16 protein-coding genes and 5 pseudogenes are annotated in these 17,893 nt (G+C 62.8%); 12 read left to right on the plus strand and 9 right to left on the minus strand.

What is annotated here, in order from left to right; genetic code table 11:
- Positions 1–288: 288 nt before the first annotated feature.
- From LB551_RS18440 to LB551_RS18465, 6 genes and pseudogenes are all read right to left on the minus strand, one after another.
- Positions 289–807 (minus strand): annotated as a pseudogene (locus LB551_RS18440) (alcohol dehydrogenase catalytic domain-containing protein); the annotation flags it as partial.
- Between the two features lie 30 nt (positions 808–837).
- A complete protein-coding gene (locus LB551_RS18445) occupies positions 838–1,305 on the minus strand; it encodes a DUF3788 domain-containing protein (protein ID WP_140551899.1) in 468 nt (155 codons plus the stop codon).
- 71 nt (positions 1,306–1,376) lie between these two features.
- A complete protein-coding gene (locus LB551_RS18450; protein WP_224660042.1) occupies positions 1,377–2,087 on the minus strand; it encodes an FMN-dependent NADH-azoreductase in 711 nt (236 codons plus the stop codon).
- Positions 2,088–2,130: 43 nt separating this feature from the next.
- Positions 2,131–2,676 (minus strand): carboxymuconolactone decarboxylase family protein, encoded by a 546-nt coding sequence (locus tag LB551_RS18455; protein WP_140551897.1) that lies wholly within the window; start codon positions 2,674–2,676, stop codon positions 2,131–2,133.
- A gap of 34 nt (positions 2,677–2,710) precedes the next feature.
- Positions 2,711–3,451 carry a nitroreductase family protein gene (locus LB551_RS18460; RefSeq protein ID WP_224660043.1) on the minus strand — a complete coding sequence of 247 codons (741 nt, stop codon included), beginning with the start codon at positions 3,449–3,451 and terminating at the stop codon, positions 2,711–2,713.
- A 130-nt stretch (positions 3,452–3,581) separates the two neighbouring features.
- A pseudogene (locus LB551_RS18465) lies at positions 3,582–3,920 on the minus strand (helix-turn-helix domain-containing protein); the annotation flags it as partial.
- Between the two features lie 41 nt (positions 3,921–3,961).
- On the opposite strand from LB551_RS18465, the gene LB551_RS18470 reads away from it, so the two are divergent.
- From LB551_RS18470 to LB551_RS18485, 4 genes are all read left to right on the plus strand, one after another.
- Positions 3,962–4,123, plus strand: coding sequence for an SRPBCC domain-containing protein (locus tag LB551_RS18470; protein ID WP_140551896.1), 162 nt, complete (start codon positions 3,962–3,964; stop codon positions 4,121–4,123).
- A gap of 69 nt (positions 4,124–4,192) precedes the next feature.
- Positions 4,193–4,450: an antibiotic biosynthesis monooxygenase gene (locus tag LB551_RS18475; RefSeq protein ID WP_140551895.1), complete on the plus strand. Its 258-nt coding sequence runs from the start codon at positions 4,193–4,195 to the stop codon at positions 4,448–4,450.
- A 111-nt stretch (positions 4,451–4,561) separates the two neighbouring features.
- Positions 4,562–5,584, plus strand: coding sequence for an epoxide hydrolase family protein (locus LB551_RS18480; RefSeq protein ID WP_224660044.1), 1,023 nt, complete (start codon positions 4,562–4,564; stop codon positions 5,582–5,584).
- Between the two features lie 219 nt (positions 5,585–5,803).
- Positions 5,804–6,187 carry a nuclear transport factor 2 family protein gene (locus LB551_RS18485; RefSeq protein ID WP_140551894.1) on the plus strand — a complete coding sequence of 128 codons (384 nt, stop codon included), beginning with the start codon at positions 5,804–5,806 and terminating at the stop codon, positions 6,185–6,187.
- A gap of 410 nt (positions 6,188–6,597) precedes the next feature.
- On the opposite strand, the gene LB551_RS18490 is transcribed toward LB551_RS18485, so the two are convergent.
- Positions 6,598–7,059 (minus strand): MarR family winged helix-turn-helix transcriptional regulator, encoded by a 462-nt coding sequence (locus LB551_RS18490; protein ID WP_224626897.1) that lies wholly within the window; start codon positions 7,057–7,059, stop codon positions 6,598–6,600.
- Positions 7,060–7,125: 66 nt separating this feature from the next.
- On the opposite strand from LB551_RS18490, the gene LB551_RS18495 reads away from it, so the two are divergent.
- The gene (locus LB551_RS18495) at positions 7,126–7,605 is read left to right on the plus strand and encodes a cupin domain-containing protein (protein WP_224660045.1); all 480 of its coding nucleotides are present in this window, start codon (positions 7,126–7,128) and stop codon (positions 7,603–7,605) included.
- A 217-nt stretch (positions 7,606–7,822) separates the two neighbouring features.
- Here the strand turns inward: LB551_RS18495 and LB551_RS18500 are convergent, their stop codons facing one another.
- Entirely contained in the window at positions 7,823–11,551 is a 3,729-nt protein-coding gene (locus LB551_RS18500; protein ID WP_224660046.1) for an autotransporter domain-containing protein, read from the minus strand.
- Between the two features lie 804 nt (positions 11,552–12,355).
- Between LB551_RS18500 and LB551_RS18505 the strand changes: the two genes are divergently transcribed.
- Positions 12,356–12,742, plus strand: a complete 387-nt coding sequence (locus tag LB551_RS18505; RefSeq protein WP_095204923.1) for a hypothetical protein — start codon at positions 12,356–12,358, stop codon at positions 12,740–12,742.
- Positions 12,739–13,263, plus strand: a complete 525-nt coding sequence (locus tag LB551_RS18510; RefSeq protein ID WP_224660047.1) for an RES family NAD+ phosphorylase — start codon at positions 12,739–12,741, stop codon at positions 13,261–13,263. Before LB551_RS18505 ends, LB551_RS18510 begins: the two co-directional genes overlap by 4 nt.
- Before the next feature lie 36 nt (positions 13,264–13,299).
- Here LB551_RS18510 and scpB read toward each other — a convergent pair.
- Positions 13,300–13,637, minus strand: a pseudogene (scpB, locus tag LB551_RS18515) (SMC-Scp complex subunit ScpB); the annotation flags it as partial.
- Between the two features lie 6 nt (positions 13,638–13,643).
- On the opposite strand from scpB, the pseudogene LB551_RS30115 reads away from it, so the two are divergent.
- The 5 genes and pseudogenes from LB551_RS30115 (at position 13,644) to LB551_RS18545 (ending at position 17,888) form a co-directional block, all read left to right on the plus strand.
- A pseudogene (locus tag LB551_RS30115) lies at positions 13,644–13,937 on the plus strand (DUF1403 family protein).
- Positions 13,938–14,328: 391 nt separating this feature from the next.
- Positions 14,329–15,009, plus strand: a complete 681-nt coding sequence (locus LB551_RS18525) for a hypothetical protein (protein WP_224660048.1) — start codon at positions 14,329–14,331, stop codon at positions 15,007–15,009.
- A 203-nt stretch (positions 15,010–15,212) separates the two neighbouring features.
- Positions 15,213–15,892, plus strand: a pseudogene (locus tag LB551_RS18535) (ABC transporter ATP-binding protein); the annotation flags it as partial.
- Between the two features lie 194 nt (positions 15,893–16,086).
- Entirely contained in the window at positions 16,087–17,247 is a 1,161-nt protein-coding gene (locus LB551_RS18540) for a transporter substrate-binding domain-containing protein (RefSeq protein WP_140551888.1), read from the plus strand.
- Positions 17,244–17,888, plus strand: a complete 645-nt coding sequence (locus LB551_RS18545; RefSeq protein WP_140551887.1) for an ANTAR domain-containing response regulator — start codon at positions 17,244–17,246, stop codon at positions 17,886–17,888. Before LB551_RS18540 ends, LB551_RS18545 begins: the two co-directional genes overlap by 4 nt.
- Positions 17,889–17,893 lie beyond the last annotated feature (5 nt).

Below are 17,893 nucleotides of genomic sequence, written 5' to 3' on the forward strand. Positions count from 1 at the left end.
TCAAGTATCCGGACGGACCCGTCGACAATACTAACAAACCAGCCGGATGGTCGCTTCCACGTCATCCATTTAAATTACTTCGAAGCGCGTGTGCATATGTAGCGCAGGGGCACCGAGCGGAGCCCCGTCGCCACGCCGCCCCGATTGGTATGGACCAGACGCGCGTCGGTCGGGCTTTGTCCCCATAGGCCTGGAGCTGGTAAAGGATTCCGTCCTCGTCCGCTGCGGCTTTCAGCAGGTCGAATACGACGGGATTGGTGTGCCGATGACATAGGCGCCAGCCTCTCATACGAGCTGCGTTACCATAGAACCGACTGCGCCTGCCGCGCCGTGCGCAAGCACACTCTGGCCTGCCTGAAGGCGGCCGTGCTGGAACCGTCCCTGCCACGCGGTCAGACCTGAGATCGGCAGGCTCGCGCCAACCGTGAAGTCGACATCGCCAGGCAGTGGCGCGAGGTTGCGAGCCTCCATGGCCACATATTCTGCCAGCGTGCCGTCGCGGTGACAGTCGGCGAGTCCGAACACCCGCTGCCCCAGCGACAGCCCCGTCGTGCCGTAGCCGAGAGCGATGACCACTCCAGCCAGCTCGTGACCCGGAATCGACGGTGTTCGTTCACGGTTGCTGCGATCGGTCCAGGTCGAGGGCCACGCCAACTCAGTTCCGACGAATCCCGAAGCATGAATCTGAACGACGACATCGTTTATCGCCGCCTGCGGCTCGGGCCGCTCCACCAGCTTCATCCCGGCGGTACCTGCCGCCTGGTCCGTCACTACGGGGTAAATTGCTGCTCTGGTCGTCGGAGCCATTTGCGCCCCAAATCCGGATTTTTGTGACCATCAGCCGCGCGGCTTTGGCGGGCGCTTCATTATAAGAAGCTCCTTCACATCATGCAGATCGTCTGCCGACGATATGGCGATCGTCAGCCATTTTCCGTCGATGTATGACTTGGCTTCGTCGTAGAGGTTGATCAGTTGCGGACGCCAGATATAGCGTTGCTCCTCAAACTTCTCTCGCTCCGCTCTGCCCATGACCACGACGGCCGAAAGCCGTCGGTATTCCGGCACCAGGGTGGTGAACGCCTTGGTCTTCTTGTATCGCAAGGACCAACCGCGCTTCTTACCGCCGTAGAGCCAGTCCGGCGTAAAAACTGCGGGGTAGAATTCGTCGATCCAGTTCCGCAGCTCGGCCCAATGCTCGAACGTCCCGGGTCCGATCCATTTGCGGACGGCACTGTCATCGGGCGGTGTTGATTTGTCGGTGATCCTGTCGCCGATCTGGGGAAGCGTAGCACTAGGTAAAACCATCGAAAGACCTCGTTAAGCCAGGCTAAGGGCGGCGGATTAGAATGCGGACGTGCCAAGAGCTTGCTGCGCCGTCAGAATACGGTCGGTGCGACGCTTCCCGGGGCCGCATGCGCTTCGCAATGTAATCGACCGGTACTTGCCAGCACTGCACTCCAAGCATCGACGTCCCCAAGCTCTCGCACGACCGTCAGGTCGATGACCGCGAGGGCCTTCTCCCTCGCCAGCGCGGCTTGCTCCCGGTCCATGAACCCGGTTCCCTCTACTGAGAGGAACTGCAGGGTTTTCAGTCCGATGGAGTTGAGTACCAGCGACAGATACGGCATGAGAAAATCGGGCTGGTTTGCTCGCGGGCCGGAGAAGACGCCCCCTGAAGCGACGCCGATGAACACCGGACAGTCCCGAAGCATTCCCACCTTTCCGGCGCGCGTCGACTTCATGGTGCGGCCAACGCGCAGGATCTGGTCGATCCACGCCTTGAGGGCCGAGGGAATGGTGAAGTTGTGCATGGGCGTTCCGATGACGATCACATCGGCGGCCTCGACCTCCTCGATAAGCGCTTCGGAAATATCCAAGGAACCCTTTGGTGGAGACGCCAAGGTGGCCGGCGTCGACAGTGCAAACGCGTACTCGGCCAGGGTGTGGGGCAAGGGTTTGACGCCCAAATCACGGCGACTGATGCTCGCCCCCGGTGCAACCTCGAGAAGCCTTTCGACGATCGCCGCCGAAAGCTGACGGCTATGCGATTCTGATCGCGGACTGGAATCAATATGGAGAATATTCATTTGATAGTTCCAATGGCTTCGTGAGGTTGCGAGAGGACCGAGCTCAGATCGAGCCGGCCGGCGCGACGGCCGGAAAGTCGTTGTCGTGATCGAACACGTTGTTGAAGAAGTTCGTCAGCGAGTACATGGCCACGAGCGCGACGATCTCGATGACGTTCGCATCCGTGTAGCCGGCATCGCGGACGGCTTTCAGATCGGCGTCGTTGACGTGGCCGCGGGTCTCGATGACTTGGCGTGCAAACTGGACGGCGGCGTCCCGCTTCGGGTCTTTGGCCCGGCCCTTTCGGGCGAGGATGATGTCATCGGCCGGCAGCTTGGCCATATGCTCGGCCGTGAAGCTGTGAACCGTCAGACAGTAGTTGCAGCCATTCACTTCGGAGACGGCGAGGCCGATGCTGTCGCGTGTCTTCACATCCAGCGCCTTGCTTAAAGCACCGAGCAGGGTAGCCCAGGAGTTGAACGCGATAGGGCTCTGCGCGAAGGCCGCCATCATGTTGGGGGTGAAACCGATGTTCCTCGTGAAAGCATCGAGCGTCTGCTTCGATGCCGCCGGCACTTGTTCCTGCTTCAGAGCAACAGTTCTAGCCATTGTAGTCTCCATAAGGTCTTAAATTGATTTTGAATTATGCAAAGTCCAGGACATCGGCCACGGGCATGCGGGGCTTCTGCGGCCAGTTGCCGGTTCGCTCCGGCCCTACGGTCAGCAGCATGACCGGCACTTCGTCTTCGGCCAGGCCGAACTCGCGGTGCACCGCCTCGGCGTCGAAACCGATCATCGGCGTCGAACCCAGGCCCAGCGAACGGGCCGCGTAGATGATCGCCGCAGTGCCGAAGGTCGCCGAGCGCACGGCTTCGTCGCGCTGGCGCTGCGGCTGATCGTCATACAGACCGCGAGCGGGGATCTCCCATTCCGGCACCAGCTGCGCCGGCATGATACCGGCTTCCACCACGGGCGCCAGGCGGGCTGGGACGGTGCTGGCATCGGCCAGCCTGCCGATGATGATGAAAGCCACGGCCGCGTCGGTGATCGCGGGCTGGTTCCAGGCGATCGGACGCAGCCGCGCCTTGGCTTCTGCCGAGCGTACGGCAATGAAGCGCCAGTTCTGCAGGTGGAAGGAGGTTGGCGCGGACGTGCCGATACGCACCAGGTCGCGGATCTGGTCGTCGCTCAAGGTGGCGGTAGCGTCGTAGTACTTGGCGGCGCTGCGGCTCAGGATGGTTTCGATGACGGCGTTGGTTGGCAACGGCCGCGTGGACGAAGGGGACGATTGGGGTGCGGGAGTTCCGCTTTGCTGGGCCTGCGCAAAAATCTCGGCGATTGCGCCGCTAGCGGGTTCGTGAGCGGCGAGGTTGATGCAGTTCATTGGGTGGCTTCCTCATCGAGTGATTATGGAAGCCACTTTACAGGTAAGGGTGATATTTTCGAGACTGGATCGGCTCAATATGATGCGTGAAAGGATCAAGTTGCATGTGCCTGATCCCAGGCTACACGCCCTACTCGCTCGTGTGCGCCAGTCGCCGCCACTCCCCCGGCGTCATCCCCATCCTGTCGGCGAACACATGCCGGAATGCCGATACGGATTGATACCCAACGGCCTCGGCTACGGCCTCGGTGCTGATCGCTGGCTTCCTAAGCTCATTGGCGGCCAGGCTCATGCGAAGGTCCGTCAAGAAGTCGAGGGCGGCGCGACCTAACTTGTCCTGAAACTGCCGCATGAACGTGGCGCGTGACATGCCGCACAAATCGGCCAGATCGGGCAGTTTCCAGGGCCGTGCCGGATCAGCGAACATTGCCGCAATGACGGGAGCAAGACGCGGATGGCCGGCCAAGGCCGCGGTGGACGGAAGGGCCGCCTGAATATCCCCCAGGTGGCGTGACCTCACGCATCACCTACGAATTTTCCGCCGACGGCACGGGAACGCGTCTGACCTTCACGAAGGAAGGCCTGCTTGATCAGGAGGAAGCCGACAGCCACAAGCAGGGTTGGAGTGAGGCGCTCGACAAGCTCGGTGCGATCCTCGGTGAGCCGCAATGATCATCGTGTCTGGCCACATGCGGGTGAAGTCAGGTAAGCGCCAGCTTCTTGAAGGCGTCACACGCAGTAATGGAAGTGGCCCGCAAGGCGGCGAGCTGCCGCGACTTCATCGTCGCCGCCGATCCGATCGAGGACGACCGTGTCAATGTCGACGAGGTATGGGAAACCGTGAAGGCGATGCTCGCCTTCCGCGGCGACAGGCCAGATTCCGGCATGAATGATCTGATCGTGGAGGCAAACGTGGATCGTCACTCCGTGAAAAATCGCGGTCCAGCCTGGGCGGGGATCGAACAGAGAGGAGACTGTAATGATCAACAACAACAATGATCTGACGGCGGAGGTTCCCAATTCGCCCTACAGGCTTGAGGCAGCCTGGCAATGTCCCGTAGAGGGGGACGGACCCTCTGGGTATGAATGCACGCTGGAGCGTCGCTGATCATGGCGGCGCTCATTGTCTCGCGCCGTGCGCTGCTCAAGGGCGCGGTGGCGTCCCTCGCGTTTAGCGCGCTGCCCGCTCGGGCGCAGCAGACCGATCCATTCACGCCCTTCAGGTATCGCGCACCGGATGAGGCGCTCGCCGACCTGAAGCGACGGCTTGGCGCCGTGCGCTGGCCCGAAGCCGCGACCGAGCCCGGTTTTGCCCAAGGTCCATCTCTCAAGGAGCTGCAGAACCTCATCCGCCATTGGCGTGATCGCTACGATTGGCGCAAAACCGAGAGCCGCCTTAATGCCTGGCCGCAGTTCAAGACGGAGATCGACGGGCTCGGCATCCACGTCCTGCATGTGCGGTCGCCGCACGAGAACGCGCTGCCGATGATCCTCACCCACGGCTGGCCGAGTACGATCCTCCTGTTCCAGAAGGTTATCGAACCGCTGACCAATCCCACTGCGCACGGCGGAACCGCTGCGGAAGCCTTCCATGTCGTCGTCACGTCGCTGCCCGGCTTCGGCTTCTCCGACAAGCCGACGGAGCCCGGCTGGAACGCGGAACGCACAGCGCGGGCGTGGGCTGAGCTGATGCGCCGCCTCGGCTATGAGCGCTATGTCGCACAGGGTGGTGACTGGGGGGCTTTCGTCACCACCGCGCTCGCGCAGCAGAAGCCGAAGGGCCTCGAAGCAATTCATCTAAACTTCGCGCAGACCATTCCGGACAAGATCCCTGAGAAATTGGAGCCCGACCAGAAAAAAGCGGTCGAAGCATACACGAAATTCCGGGAGAGCGGCTTCGCCTACGGCATGCTGCAAGTGACCAAGCCGCAACTAGCCGGCTATCTGCTTGCCGACTCGCCCGTGGCGCAGGCCGCCTGGCTCTACGACATTTTCGACGGCGGCACCGGCGCAACAGGCAGGCCGGAAGATTTGATCCCTGTCGACGACATGCTCGACGAGATCACACTCTACTGGCTGACCAATTCGAGTGCATCGTCCGCCCGCTTCTACCGCGAGCGGCTGCGATCCTGAAAGGCCGCAACAATCCTGGCGTCGTCGACCTGCCGGTCGGAGTGAGCGTCTTCCCGCATGATTTGCCACCGGCAAGAAGCTGGGCGCCGCTCGTCTACCCGAACCTATTCTACTGGAACGAAGTCGACCGCGGCGGTCACTTCGCGCAATTCGAAGTGCCAGACTTATTTGTTGCCGAACTACGAAACTGCTTCAGTAAAGTCAGATGAGGAGACAGCCATGTCCGGACCGCTCGATGCCGTGAAGAAAGCCCTGCAAGCCTATGTAGACAAAGATCGCGAAGCCATCGAGGCCGTCATCGGCGATCCGTACAGCTTCACCAGTCCGCTCGATAATGCTCTGAGGCGCGAGACCTACTTCGCCCGCTGCTGGCCCAACAGCGAGACCTGCACCGGGGTGAAGTTCGTACAGGGCGCCGAGCAGGACAATTGGGCCTTCATCGTTTACGAGGGTAGTTCCGCTGGCAAGACCTTCCGCAATGCGGAACTGCACCGCGTGCAAAACGGCAGGATCGTCGAGACTCAGGTCTACTTCGGCTGGAATGTGCCGCATGAGGCAATGCTGGGTGGCTTCATCGAGAACAATGGCGAAGGTCACCCCTAAACAGGAGGCGAAGATGGCCGGCAAACGCGATGCGCGGCACCATGCGCAGGCGGTGTTTCTCGGCGATTGGAAATTGCCGAGGGCGCTTTGGGCCCCATTGTCCGGCCCATGAACCAGAGCACCGAGTAGAGCAGCACGCGCCGCAGGCGAGGGTGCTCACGATCTGTCGCCAGAAGTTCGCAACGAAGTCGTGGAAACATACGTCGGGTTCGAGGCGCGTTCCTTCCGGTTCGAATGGGGCCGACAGCGGACTATCCGGTCCCAGTGTGTGCCCAACGGATTGCCGCCATTCGGCAACCGACCTGCTCTCGGCCATCCTTCTGTGATCTCGTGAAGGACCCGAACAGGTCCGATTTTCCGAGCCACCATCTACGAGTCGGAAAACGAGATGGGGTAGCAGGTGCCTTCGGTTAGCGCACCAGCGGACTCTCCCAGACAAGCGTCAGCAACGCCTTGAGCTGGGTGAAACGCTTGGGGCCGAGTTCACCGCTCCACTCGCGCTCGATGTCGCGCAGTGTGGCGACGATCTTTGCGTAGGCAGCGTGTCCTCGTTGAGTAAAGCGGACAATGCGCGCGCCGCCTTCACCTGGCGCGTCGGTACGGACAATATAGCCGAAACCCTCAAGGCTCCCGAGCAATTGGTTCATGGCTTGCTTGCTGATGCCCGCCCGCTCGGCGAGCATGGCCGGGCGAGCCCCGTCCGGCCCGGGAAATTGCAGCACCGAGATATGTGGCAGGTGCAGGTCGTCGAAGCCGGCGGCGTTGAGCTCCTTAATGATCCGGCGATGGATCGCTTGGGCGGGAACGCGCAGAAGAGCGCCGATCAGCATATTCTCCGCATTGACAGGAAAACTTTGCGAAGGCGGCATCATTGACATTCCTGGTAAATGGCGTTTACTTAAAAGCAGTAAACTTAGTTTACTCGAGGAGAAGGTGCAATGCCACAGGCCGCCATGGACCCTCACGTCAATCCTGCTAATGAAACCATCGCCACCAAGGGACTCGCGGTTCGCTTTCTGCTGACCGGAGAGAATTCGAATGGCAGCGTCGCGGCTTTTGAACTCGATGTCCCGGGCGGGCAACCGCTGCCAGCCCCAGCCCACAGCCATGACGGTTACGAAGAGACGATCTACGGCGTCGACGGGGTGTTGACCTGGACGGTTGACGGCAAGGCGATCGAGGTCGGGCCCGGACAGGCGCTATGTATTCCGCGAGGTGCCGTTCATCGGTTCGATAATAACGGCAGCGGCGACGTGAAGGCGCTCTGCGTGATTACTCCGGCCGCAATCGGTCCGGAATATTTCCGCGAGACATTCGCGCTTCTTAACGCTGCGGCCGGTGGTCCGCCCGACCGGGCCAAGATGTCCGAGATTATGCGCCGCCATGGCCTCACCCCGGCAGTGCCGCCGCCGACATAGCGTTTGGCGGTTGCTGAGAAGGCGCAATTCTGCCGGGCCGCTTCTGGCGGAAACGGGGCCGCGAGCTGACCGTCAGCTTCTGGCTTTCGCAACGAAAATTGCCGACATTAAGTCTACTGGGACCATAACGGCGAATTGACCCGATCCTGACGACCAAGCGTTCGCGGCGAATGGCAATTTCGCTGGCAATAGGAGCCTTCACAGATTCCGCCGCCGATCAAAATTTCACGGAAAGATCCGCCCTGAACCCGTGGTCGCTGGTGCCGTGGCCGATCTGGCCGGAATAGGAGACGCCGAGCGAGGTCTTTTCCGAGAGGGCGAGATCAAGCCCGGCTTCGAGCACGAGCGCGTCCTCAGCGATCGGCGTCCCGGCGACGGTGAAGGCCTCACCGCCGGTGAAGGCAAAATCGGCGAGCGGCGTGACGTCGCCGAAGGCATGCCGCCAGCCGAGCATGCCGCGCGCCGTGGCCTTCATCCCACCAAGCCCGAACTCGGTCGAAGCACGCAGGCCGAGCGTGGTGAAGGTGGCGTCGGTGCTACCGCTGGCACTTGTGAGCGCGGCCGCCCCGCCATCCTCGGTAAAGCCGTAGCTATGCACGTTGACGTAGGCGAGATTGCCAAAAGGCTCCAAGGCGAAGGAGCTGCGGTCGATCCGATAGCCGAGCTCGCCGAAGACCTGAGCCGTGCCGGCGTCGTAGTCGGCGGTGAGACGGTCGGTGAAGCCGGGAAAATTGACGGAGCGCGCCGTCTCGATGGCGTGCCATGTGTAGGCCGCACCGGCCCGCAGGCCAAGCGCGCCCCACTGGCCGCCACCATAAACACCGAGATGGTAATTGTCGCTGTCGCCGGAGGACGCGCGATCATTGACATCGAACGAGCTGCGACTGTAACCGGCAAGCAGGCCCAGCCGCCAGTTTTCGGCGATCATTCCGTCTGCGCCGACAAGGAAGCCGCCGGTCGAACGGTCAAGCGAAGCGGCGTTGCCATCGCTGTCCCATGTCCCCCATGAACCGAAGGCCTGCCCCCACACCGCAAAGCGCTCCGTATCGGCCGCAGCGGGCGCTGCCCCTGGAGCACTATAGCGCGCGCTCTTGCCTTCTCGCACCAGCGCCTGTTCCTCAGGCGTCAGGGCGGAGCCATCCGGCCCATACGCCAGCACCGGCATGGAGGATCCTGCGCCATCCCCGAAGGCAGCCCGCACCCTGTTCGTTGCCGCCTCACGCACGAAGCGGCTGTCGTCCAGCATGGCGCCCTTTATCGAAGCGTGTATCTCACCAGAAAGCCGGTCGAGGGCATCCCGGGCCGTTTCCTCGTCGGGCGAGCCGACGATCGCGTCATAGATCGGATTGCCAGGCCCCTGGCTCTCGGCGCCATTGCCGACCGCACACTGGTTCGCAGAGATTGCGACATCGCAGAACGACGCGTCGTTGCGGGCAACGTCGAGATAGATGGCGGTTGGATCGTAGGCGAGCGAAAGGTCGACGAAAGGCGCGTTCTGGTCAAGTGTGCCATAGGTGCCGGTAACGCCGCCAGCGGCGGTCAGGATGGTGTAGCGGGTGCCGGGGTCGTAGCCGCCTGGCGCCTTCAGGGCAAAGACGGTGCCGCCCTCGATCCCGGCAGCACCGGTCACATCGATCAGGTCGGAACTGCCGTCCGGGTCGATTTCGGCTTCATAGGTGGACCCGGCAAGCTGGGTGTAGTCGCCGTCGACCGTAAGCGTCCCAATGGAGCTGCCTGGTGCGATGGTGCCCGCCACCGTTGTGGTTCCAACCGTGCCGTTACCTTGCAAACGGCCGTTCGCCAGAACATCGATCGTGCCACCGAGCGTTCCGTTGACCGTAAGCGTACCAGCATCGACGGTCGTGGCGCCGGCGAAGGCAGCGGAATTGCCGGTGACTTCCAGAAGGTCCGCACCCGTCTTCAGCAAGTCGCCGGCGCCCGAGATGCTGCCGGCGTAGGTTGCATTCGCACCTTGCTCAAACGTGAACGACGCGCCGGAGCCGATCGCGACATCGCCGCCGAAACGCTCGCCCGCGCTGACGAGGACGCCGGCATCGACGGACCAGTCGAGCGTACTCAGGCCGGCGAGAACCAGTGTGCCAGTGCCGTCCTTCACCATATTCCCCGAGCCGCCGATATCGCCGGCGAAAGTCGCGTTGCCATTCTGGTCGAACACCACCGCGCCGTCATTGCCGATATTGCCGCGGAACGATGCGGCATTGCCGACAAGTGTACCGGCCTCGATAAGCGTGTTCCCTTGGTAGCTGTTGGCGCCGGTGAGCTTCAGCGTGCCCGCGCCATCCTTGGTCAGGCTGCCGGAGCCGGAGATCGCACCGGTCACGGCGAGATTCGAATCGGTCTGGAAGATGCCGCCGCCAGCCTCAAGCGTGACGCTGCGTCCCGTTGCAAACGCCGCCGTATTCTGCAGTGTGCCACCGTCGAAGGCCAGCCCGCCCGAGGCGGCGCCGAGATTTGCGTCGGCTGAAACCTGCAGTGTGCCGTTCAGGATGGACGTGCCACCCGTGTAGCTGTTGGCACCGGACAGCGTCAGCGTGCCGGCGCCGGTCTTTATGAGGGAGCCGCCGCCTGCGATGACGCCGGCGGCCGTGAGGTCGGCCCCAGTCAAAAAGGTGCCGCCGCCTGCGTTCAGCGTGATGTTTCGCGCTGTCGTGAGGGCCGCCGTGTTCCGCAGCGTACCCCCGTCGAAGGTAAGCCCGCCCGATGGGGCGCCGAGATTGGTATCGGAGGAGATCGACAGCGTGCCCCGGTTGATGGTCCAGGGTGTCACCGTGCCTGTTACTCCCGTCAGCGTCCAAATGCTGGTGCCTGTCTTCGAGAACACGCCGAAGCCCTGGTACTGAGCGCCCACGCCGATCTGTGAGACGTCGAAGCTGGCATTCGCGCTGCCGCCCAATGCCAAGGTGTCGGCGCTGCTGAAGGCGACGACGTTGCCCGTGATCATCGAGCCGGCTTCAAGCGTCAGTGTGTTGGCACCGCCAGTAAAGACAATCGCGTTGGTCCCGGATGCGCCCGAGATCGAGCCCCTGTTGACAATCGTGAGATCGCTGCCGCTCACCCCGAAGCCGGCGGACCCAGCCGTACCGTCATTGGTGCCTCCGGTCCCGGCAACGCCGCCAGTACCTCCCGTGATTGTTCCGCTGTTGCTAATTGTTGCGCCACTTCCGGTGACGCCTATCCCGCCATTGCCGCCATTGCCACCCGTGGTGGGAACCGCATTGTCGTTGCCACCGCTGCCCCCATTGCCGCCGGTGATCGTCCCGAGGTTGGTGAATGTGGCTCCGGAGACAAGCGAAACGCCGGCGCCTCCATTGCCGCCATGACCGCCGAGCACCGGGATCGTTTGCGTCGAGCAGCAGCCGACGTTGTTTCCGCCGTTGCCGCCGTTGCCGCCGGAAATTGTGGAGCCGTTGGTAATTGTCGAGGCGCCCGCCGTGGAAAGTCCGATACCTCCATCGCCGCCGTTGGCGCCAAACGGATTTTGAGAAATTCCCCCGTTGCCACCGTGGCCAGCGGTGATTGAGGCGTCAACGCTGACAGACGCGCCATTTTCGACCACCACGCCATAGCCGCCGGCGCCGCCGCCTCCGCCTGCGCTACCAAGCCCGTTGCCGCCATTTCCGCCATTGCCACCAGCGATTGGGCTGGACACGCTGGAATTCGTCGTCACCATGTGGCCGTGCGCGCCACCGCCACCACCGCCGCCGTTAACGGTTAGAAAGGCGTCGGCATTCGCGCCGCTCACGCCGTTGCCGTTGTTGATCCCCAAGACGCCGCCGGTGCCGCCAGAAGCGCCATTTTGGCTGGTGCCACCGGTGCCGCCGGTCGTGCCACCACCACCGCCACCGCCGGCGCCCGTGTTCGTTTGGCCGTTCCCGCCATTCACGCCGGCAGTCGTGGCATTGCTCGCACCGCCAGGTCCACCCACGCTGTCCCCGTTGTTAAAGTTGCCACCACCCGTGCCGCCGCTTTGTGCCAGCGCTGGAGCCGAAAACGCCAGCGGGCCGACCAGCGTTGCGGTCAAGCAAACAAGCGCAGTGGAGCTTACAAGCGCGGTGCGCCAGGACAGGTTCCGAGGCATGAGCCCCTCCATGATGGCCGGCTTCGGCATTCCCGAGCCCGATGAGGCGGCCCCAAAGCCTGTCGTCCCCAAGACCCGGCGGAGGCGCGGAGGCGCGGAGGCGACCAAAAGTCGCCACCCGCGCCAGCCCGTCACCCGCGTTCGCGCACGTTAACTCAACCCAAGGCTGTCGTCCCGCAGAGGTGGCGAATGAGCTGTCTATGACGTGACAATGATGCCGCTTTTTCGGCGCCTGTTACCATAATACAACAATCTGCGCGGGTATCGTTGCAGGCCCGAATCTACGGGATAGGAGCCAGGGCGGGATGCGAACGAAATGGTGGCCGATGAACATTTATTACCGCTGTTCTTCGCGACGGATTACAGACACCCGATGCACAGTTTCCCCGCGGATCGCGACGCTCGCTGCGTCCCGCGCAAATGTGGGCGGTTGGCGCAATCTCGCCCGTGGCGTTGACACCAGTGATGTCCGCTTCTGGAGAACGGCAGGGGTCACCCGAATGACCGATTTGAGGGCGCATTGCTGCCGCATCCGCTACGAGGATGGGGAAGGACAAGCAGTGCGCTGGAATGGCGCCCAGACGCTCTGTTCACTTGCTATGCCTAGAAATGTGCATATAATGTGCGTATAAGAGAGGTCGGAGATTTGTCATGACCCACGCACAGCTCGCACAATCGAAAGTGGTTTCAGGTTTTGTCGACAGCCTGCAGGAGCCGCGCACGCCTTATATCTCGCCGAAGCGCCTGTCGCAGGCGCTGGGCGTGAAGGTGGCCAACCTGGCGCAGTTGACCGGCGTCCACCGCAACACGCTCCGTAACCCGTCATCGGAGCGACTGCAGGGTCGGATGCGCGAGATGGTGAAGGTGATTTCGGCCGCGACGGAACTCACCGGCGACGTCAAGAAGGCGATCTTTTGGTACCGCAATGAACCGATTGCCGACTATGGCCATCGCACGGCTGCCGAACTCGTCGCGGACGGCCAGGTCGAGGCGGTTCTGGCCTTTATCCGGGATCTCGAGAATGGAGCGCGTGGGTGAGGATCACCCGCGTCGGTCCAGACGAGATCTTCCATCGCTATCTGACACCCAAATGGGCATTCCTGCCCACGAGTGGCGCAGGAGCAGCGATCGACGGCGGGCGCTTCAATCGACCCGGCGTCGAAGCGCTTTACCTGCCCCGCGCGCCTCAGACGGCGTTGGAGGAATACAAGCAGGGCGCTACCATCACCCCGCCCGCCACCCTTGCCGCCTACAAGCTCACGCTTTCCGAGATCGCCGATCTTTCGCAGGGGTTCGACCCAAATGCCTGGGATAATGCCTGGAAGGAATGGGATTGTGCCTGGCGCCAGATCGCTCGCATCGACAGGAATATACCTTCATCGTGGAAGCTTGCGGACGTAGTCATTACGACGGGGCTTCGGGGTATCCTGTTTCCGTCGCTGCGCCACGCCGGTGGCACCAATCTGGTGATCTTTTCAGCCAACCTTGTCGAAGGCGACAAGGTCGCGGTCCATGATCCCGACCACCGGCTGCCGCACGATCAGTCATCGTGGCCCTGAGTTGTTAGCTGTCGTAAGCAACCGATTCCGATTGGTTCAGAGCGCCTCATCCTCAACGACGCCTGTCGTTGGCTCGCCCTCTTCGCCGTCGCCCTCCCCCCGGCCAAGACCGTTCGGTATATCCCCGGCCAGCAGCTTCTCCTTCGACAGTAGCCCTGCGCCCTCGAGCGCCTCGAAATCCGGCAGCTGGCGCAGCGTGTCGAGCCCGAACTGTGACAGGAAGTTTTTGGTCGTCACATAGGTGTACGGCGCGCCAGACTGCGGCGAGCGCGGCCCCGAGGCAATCAGCCCCTGCCCCGCAGCACGCCGATCAGGTCGCGCGACACCTCCTTGCCGAAGAAGGACGATAGCTCGCCACGGGTGATCGGCTGGAAGCACGAGTGGGCCGGCGCAAGCGCATCCGGCCCGGTGAAAAAGGTTTTGAGCGCGCGGTCTGCCTGGCGCTGGTTGAAGCGGCGGCCGATGCATGCCGGCTGGCTACCGAGCTGTCGCGCGCGCCGAAAAACTCTTGGCGGTGACGCCGAACTGCGCGCCAAGGGTGCCGGTGACGTGATTTTTTGCTCCTGAATGAAGATGCCGTCGCCGGATCGCTCGTGACAAAGAACCTGTCGCGCTTTGCGACGCGGCGCCTGTTCGAACGGCTGCAGCAACTCGATGTCGTGCGCGCTCTCTAGCCGCACCACCTTCCGGCTGCTTGGGCTCTAACGATGAGCGAGGCGGCCCGATCCGAACGCCCGCGAGGCAAGGGTGATGGCCAGCGAATGCTGGTCGACACCGAGCTTGAGCACCTGCCGCCGGAACTGCGCTGGCGTGAGTGGATTTGGACGATTAGCGTCGAGCGATGCGATTTTTATTTGATATTTTTAAATCTTACGTGCTCAGTTGACACGTTAGGGATTTCTAGCAGGCAAATCAGCTTCGGACGATCCGGGCCATATGAATTGGCCGCGAGGGGGCAATTCATGGGGCGTTTGCAGAATTCAGCTGATTGTGGGTCTCCGGCCCAAGGACGAGTATCATCCATTTCGGCCCAACTCGGAAAACTGTGCTCGCAGGCGAGCCTTCTTGCCCCACGATCCGCGCTCGGCGGCACCAGCCACGCCAGTCGGGCTGGCTCTGTCGTTGGCGCTGATAGCGCCCGCGTTCGCGGATGGCGGCAGGGGAGGCGGCACCGGAGGCAGCGGGGTAACGGGCGTGTCCGGTGGCGCGGATAGCGCGACCGGTGCCGGGGGCGACGGTAGCATCGGCATAAACGACGTGGGCATAGCGTCCGGCGGCGGCGGCGGCGCCGGCATGACGGGAGGAAGCGGTGGGGGTGGATACTTCTTTGGGTCGGTTGTCGCCGGCGGTGGCGGTGGCACCACGGCGGGCGCCAATGGCGTTGATGGTAGCAATGCCATCGACCCAGGCACCGCTGGCGGCGGCGGCGGTGGTGGTGCCCATGGCGTGGTCGTTTCGACCTCCCGCGCGCTTTCCAGCACCGGCGGAAACGGCGGAAACGGCGGAGATGGACCGCCCGGCCCCGGTGGGTCCGGCCCCGTGGGCGGTGGCGGTGGCGGCGGTGCAGGTGGCTACGGAGCGGTGGTCACCGGGAGCGGCCTGTCGCTGACCAGCAGCGGGACCGTAGCAGGAGGCAAGGGCGGCAATGGCGGCAACGGTGGCTCCGGCGGTGGCAGCCCTGGCGGCCCCATCGAGCTGAAAGCAAAATACCGTTCGAATGGGGGGCTTCAGGTTGCGGCAAATTAGGCAGAAAGGCCGCAATGAGGTCGAGAGCCGGAAATCTCGCGTCTTCACCTTAATCTCATCGATGTGCCCGTAAGCGTCTTATCCCAAGCCGAAGACTATGCCGAAGCCGCGGGATTTCCGATAAATTAAACTGTCGGGCTCGGCATAGCCGCGTTTATGCGGTCCTTGCCGCCCTTGCCGTGCTCGACACGTACCACTCCGCGACCGCTGTCGATGTCGCCGGCCTTCAGCCCGACGGTCTCCGAGGCACGCAGGCCGGCGGCGTAGGAGGGCCATCTACGATCGTGGCGCCGACAGGAGGCGGCCAGCAGCAGCGCGTCGCCGTCGCCCGCACCATCGTTCTGGAACCTCAAGTCCTGCTGTTCGACGAGCCGTTGTCGAACCTCGACGCCAAGCTGCGCCGGCGCGTGCGCGAAGAGATCCGCGATTTCCAGCAGGAGCTGAAGCTGACCGTGGCCTACGTCACCCACGACCAGGAGGACGCGCTGGCCGTCTCCGACCGCATCATCGTCATGAATGCAGGCAAGATCGCGCAGGACGGCACGCCGCGCCAACTCTACAACCAGCCGGACAACCGCTTCATCGCCGACTTCATGGGCGATGCCAACCTCATACCGGTGACCGTGGCCGACGGACGGCGAGCATGTCGAGGTCCAGGCGGGACCGGCGCGGCTGAAAGTTCGCCGCCGCGGCGGACAGCCTTGCCGGCACCGTGCTGAAATCGTCCTATCTCGGAAACCATATGGAATACCGCGTCGGCCTCGTTGATCCCGCCATGGAACTGTTTGTGTCATCGCCCGATACGACGAGGCCGATCGCCGACGGCAGCGCGGTTTCCGTAGTCGTCGAACCTGCCGACGCGGTGCTGATCGGCGGCGGCTGAGCATTCTCCCGATCGCCGGACCGCGATGCGTTTGCAGAGGCCGCCGCATCGATGCTTGACACGGCTAATGTTTCATTGAAGTATGACAATGCGCAGGGCAAATGAGCCCATGCAGCGCGAAAATTGCGTGACATATTGATGGCAAGAACGCCCACAGTGCCGACTGTTGGGCGTCTTTTTGCGTCGAGGGGGTCATGGCAAGAACGCAGTACCATATTGGCGTCCTGTTCTCGCAAAGCGGGCCTTACGGCGTGGTTTCGCGTTCCATGTTCAACGGCGCGATGCTCGCCTTCGATGAGATAAGGGCGTCTCCCGACTTTCCTTTCGACCTGGTGCCGATCGTGGCCGATCCGGCAGGTTCCTTCGGCCAGTACGCCGTTTCGAGCCAAGAGCTTCTCGGCCGGAACGGCGTGCGCCATGTCGTCGGCTGCTACACCTCGTCCAGCCGCAAGGACGTTATCCCCCTCTTCGAGAAATATGACGCGCTGCTCTGGTATCCCTCGCATTACGAGGGGTTCGAGAGTTCGTCCAACGTCGTCTACACGGGTGCGGCGCCCAACCAGCACATCATTCCGCTGATCGAGTTCCTGCTTACACATATGGGCCGGCGGGCATACTGCATCGGCTCCAACTATATCTGGGCCTGGGAGAACAACCGCATCCTGCGCGAGGGGCTGTCGGTAGCCGGTGGAACCGTCCTCGCCGAACGCTACCACGCGGTGGGCGACACAGATTTCTCCAAGACCATCGCCTCGATCCTCGACGCCAGGCCGGATTTCATCTTCAACACGCTGATCGGCACCAGCGCCTACCGCTTCTTCCAGGATTTCCGCGCCGCGTGCATTGAGCGCGGCATCGACCAGCCCGCCGAAATGCCTGCCGTCGGCTGCAGCCTTTCCGAACCCGAACTTGGCGAGATCGGCGACCGCGCGATGGATGGGCACATCAGCTCGAGCGTGTACTTTTCTTCCATAGACACGCCCGCCAACCGCCTTTTCATCGGCGCCTATCGTCGACGCTGGCAGGATGCCGCGCCATCGGCGGATGCCGAGGCTTCCTATGTCGCGGTGAAGATGCTCGCAGCCGCTATCGCCGCGGCCGGGTCGGACGACGTCCAAGCCGTGCGGCTCACGCTTCCCACGCTTTCGATAGACGCTCCTCAGGGAACGGTCAGCGTGGACGGCCCCACCAATCACGCCTTTCTGACACCACGCATCGGCCGATCCAAAGCCTCGGGCCAGTTCGAAATCCTTTGGCAGGCAAACCGTCCCGTCCAGCCCGATCCGTATCTCGTTCAGACCACCCCACGCTACGCGGTCCGCAACAGCGTTCCGAAGCTGAGGTCAATCAAATGAGCGAGCCGCGGGTCATCCAGAATTTCATCGGCTATCGCGCCACGATCGCCACGGAGCAGCCCGCGGCCATTGAACAGCTCCTGGATATGCTGGCGAAGCTTGGCATCTCTTCCGCCGCCGCCGAGATCAATGACTGCAAGATCCAGATCGATCCCAGCGACAAGGACGTGCTGTTCATCGATTCCGATCTCAACGTCACCGTCGAGACAGGAGCATCGGAGCCCAGCCGCTGCCTGCCCGTCATCGGCATCATCGGCGTCGAGGCGCCAAGCCGGCTGCGCTCGCTTATGCAACTTGGCGCGACGGCCACCCTGCGCAAGCCGGTCCATCGGGCGACCGTCTATTCGGCGCTGTTCGTCGGCATCAATGAGTTCCGCCGCCGGCGCTATCTCGCCGATCGTGTCGAGGAATACGAGCGGCGCCGGCTCCTGCGCAGGAGCCTGGTCAGGGCGGTGTTGATCGTCATGCAACGCACCGGCAGCGACCACGCTGCCGCCTACGATCATCTACGTCGTGAAAGCATGCGCTCGCGGCAAAGCATCGAGGAGTTCTGTGCATCGTTCGTCCAGGCACATGGTCCCGACTTGGATGAAGCCGAGCCGCCCATCGGGACAGGCTTACCCTACGCAAAAAAACTGTAACCGGA

The sequence above is a fragment of the Mesorhizobium sp. BR1-1-2 genome (genome assembly GCF_020165435.1).
Lineage (GTDB): Bacteria > Pseudomonadota > Alphaproteobacteria > Rhizobiales > Rhizobiaceae > Mesorhizobium.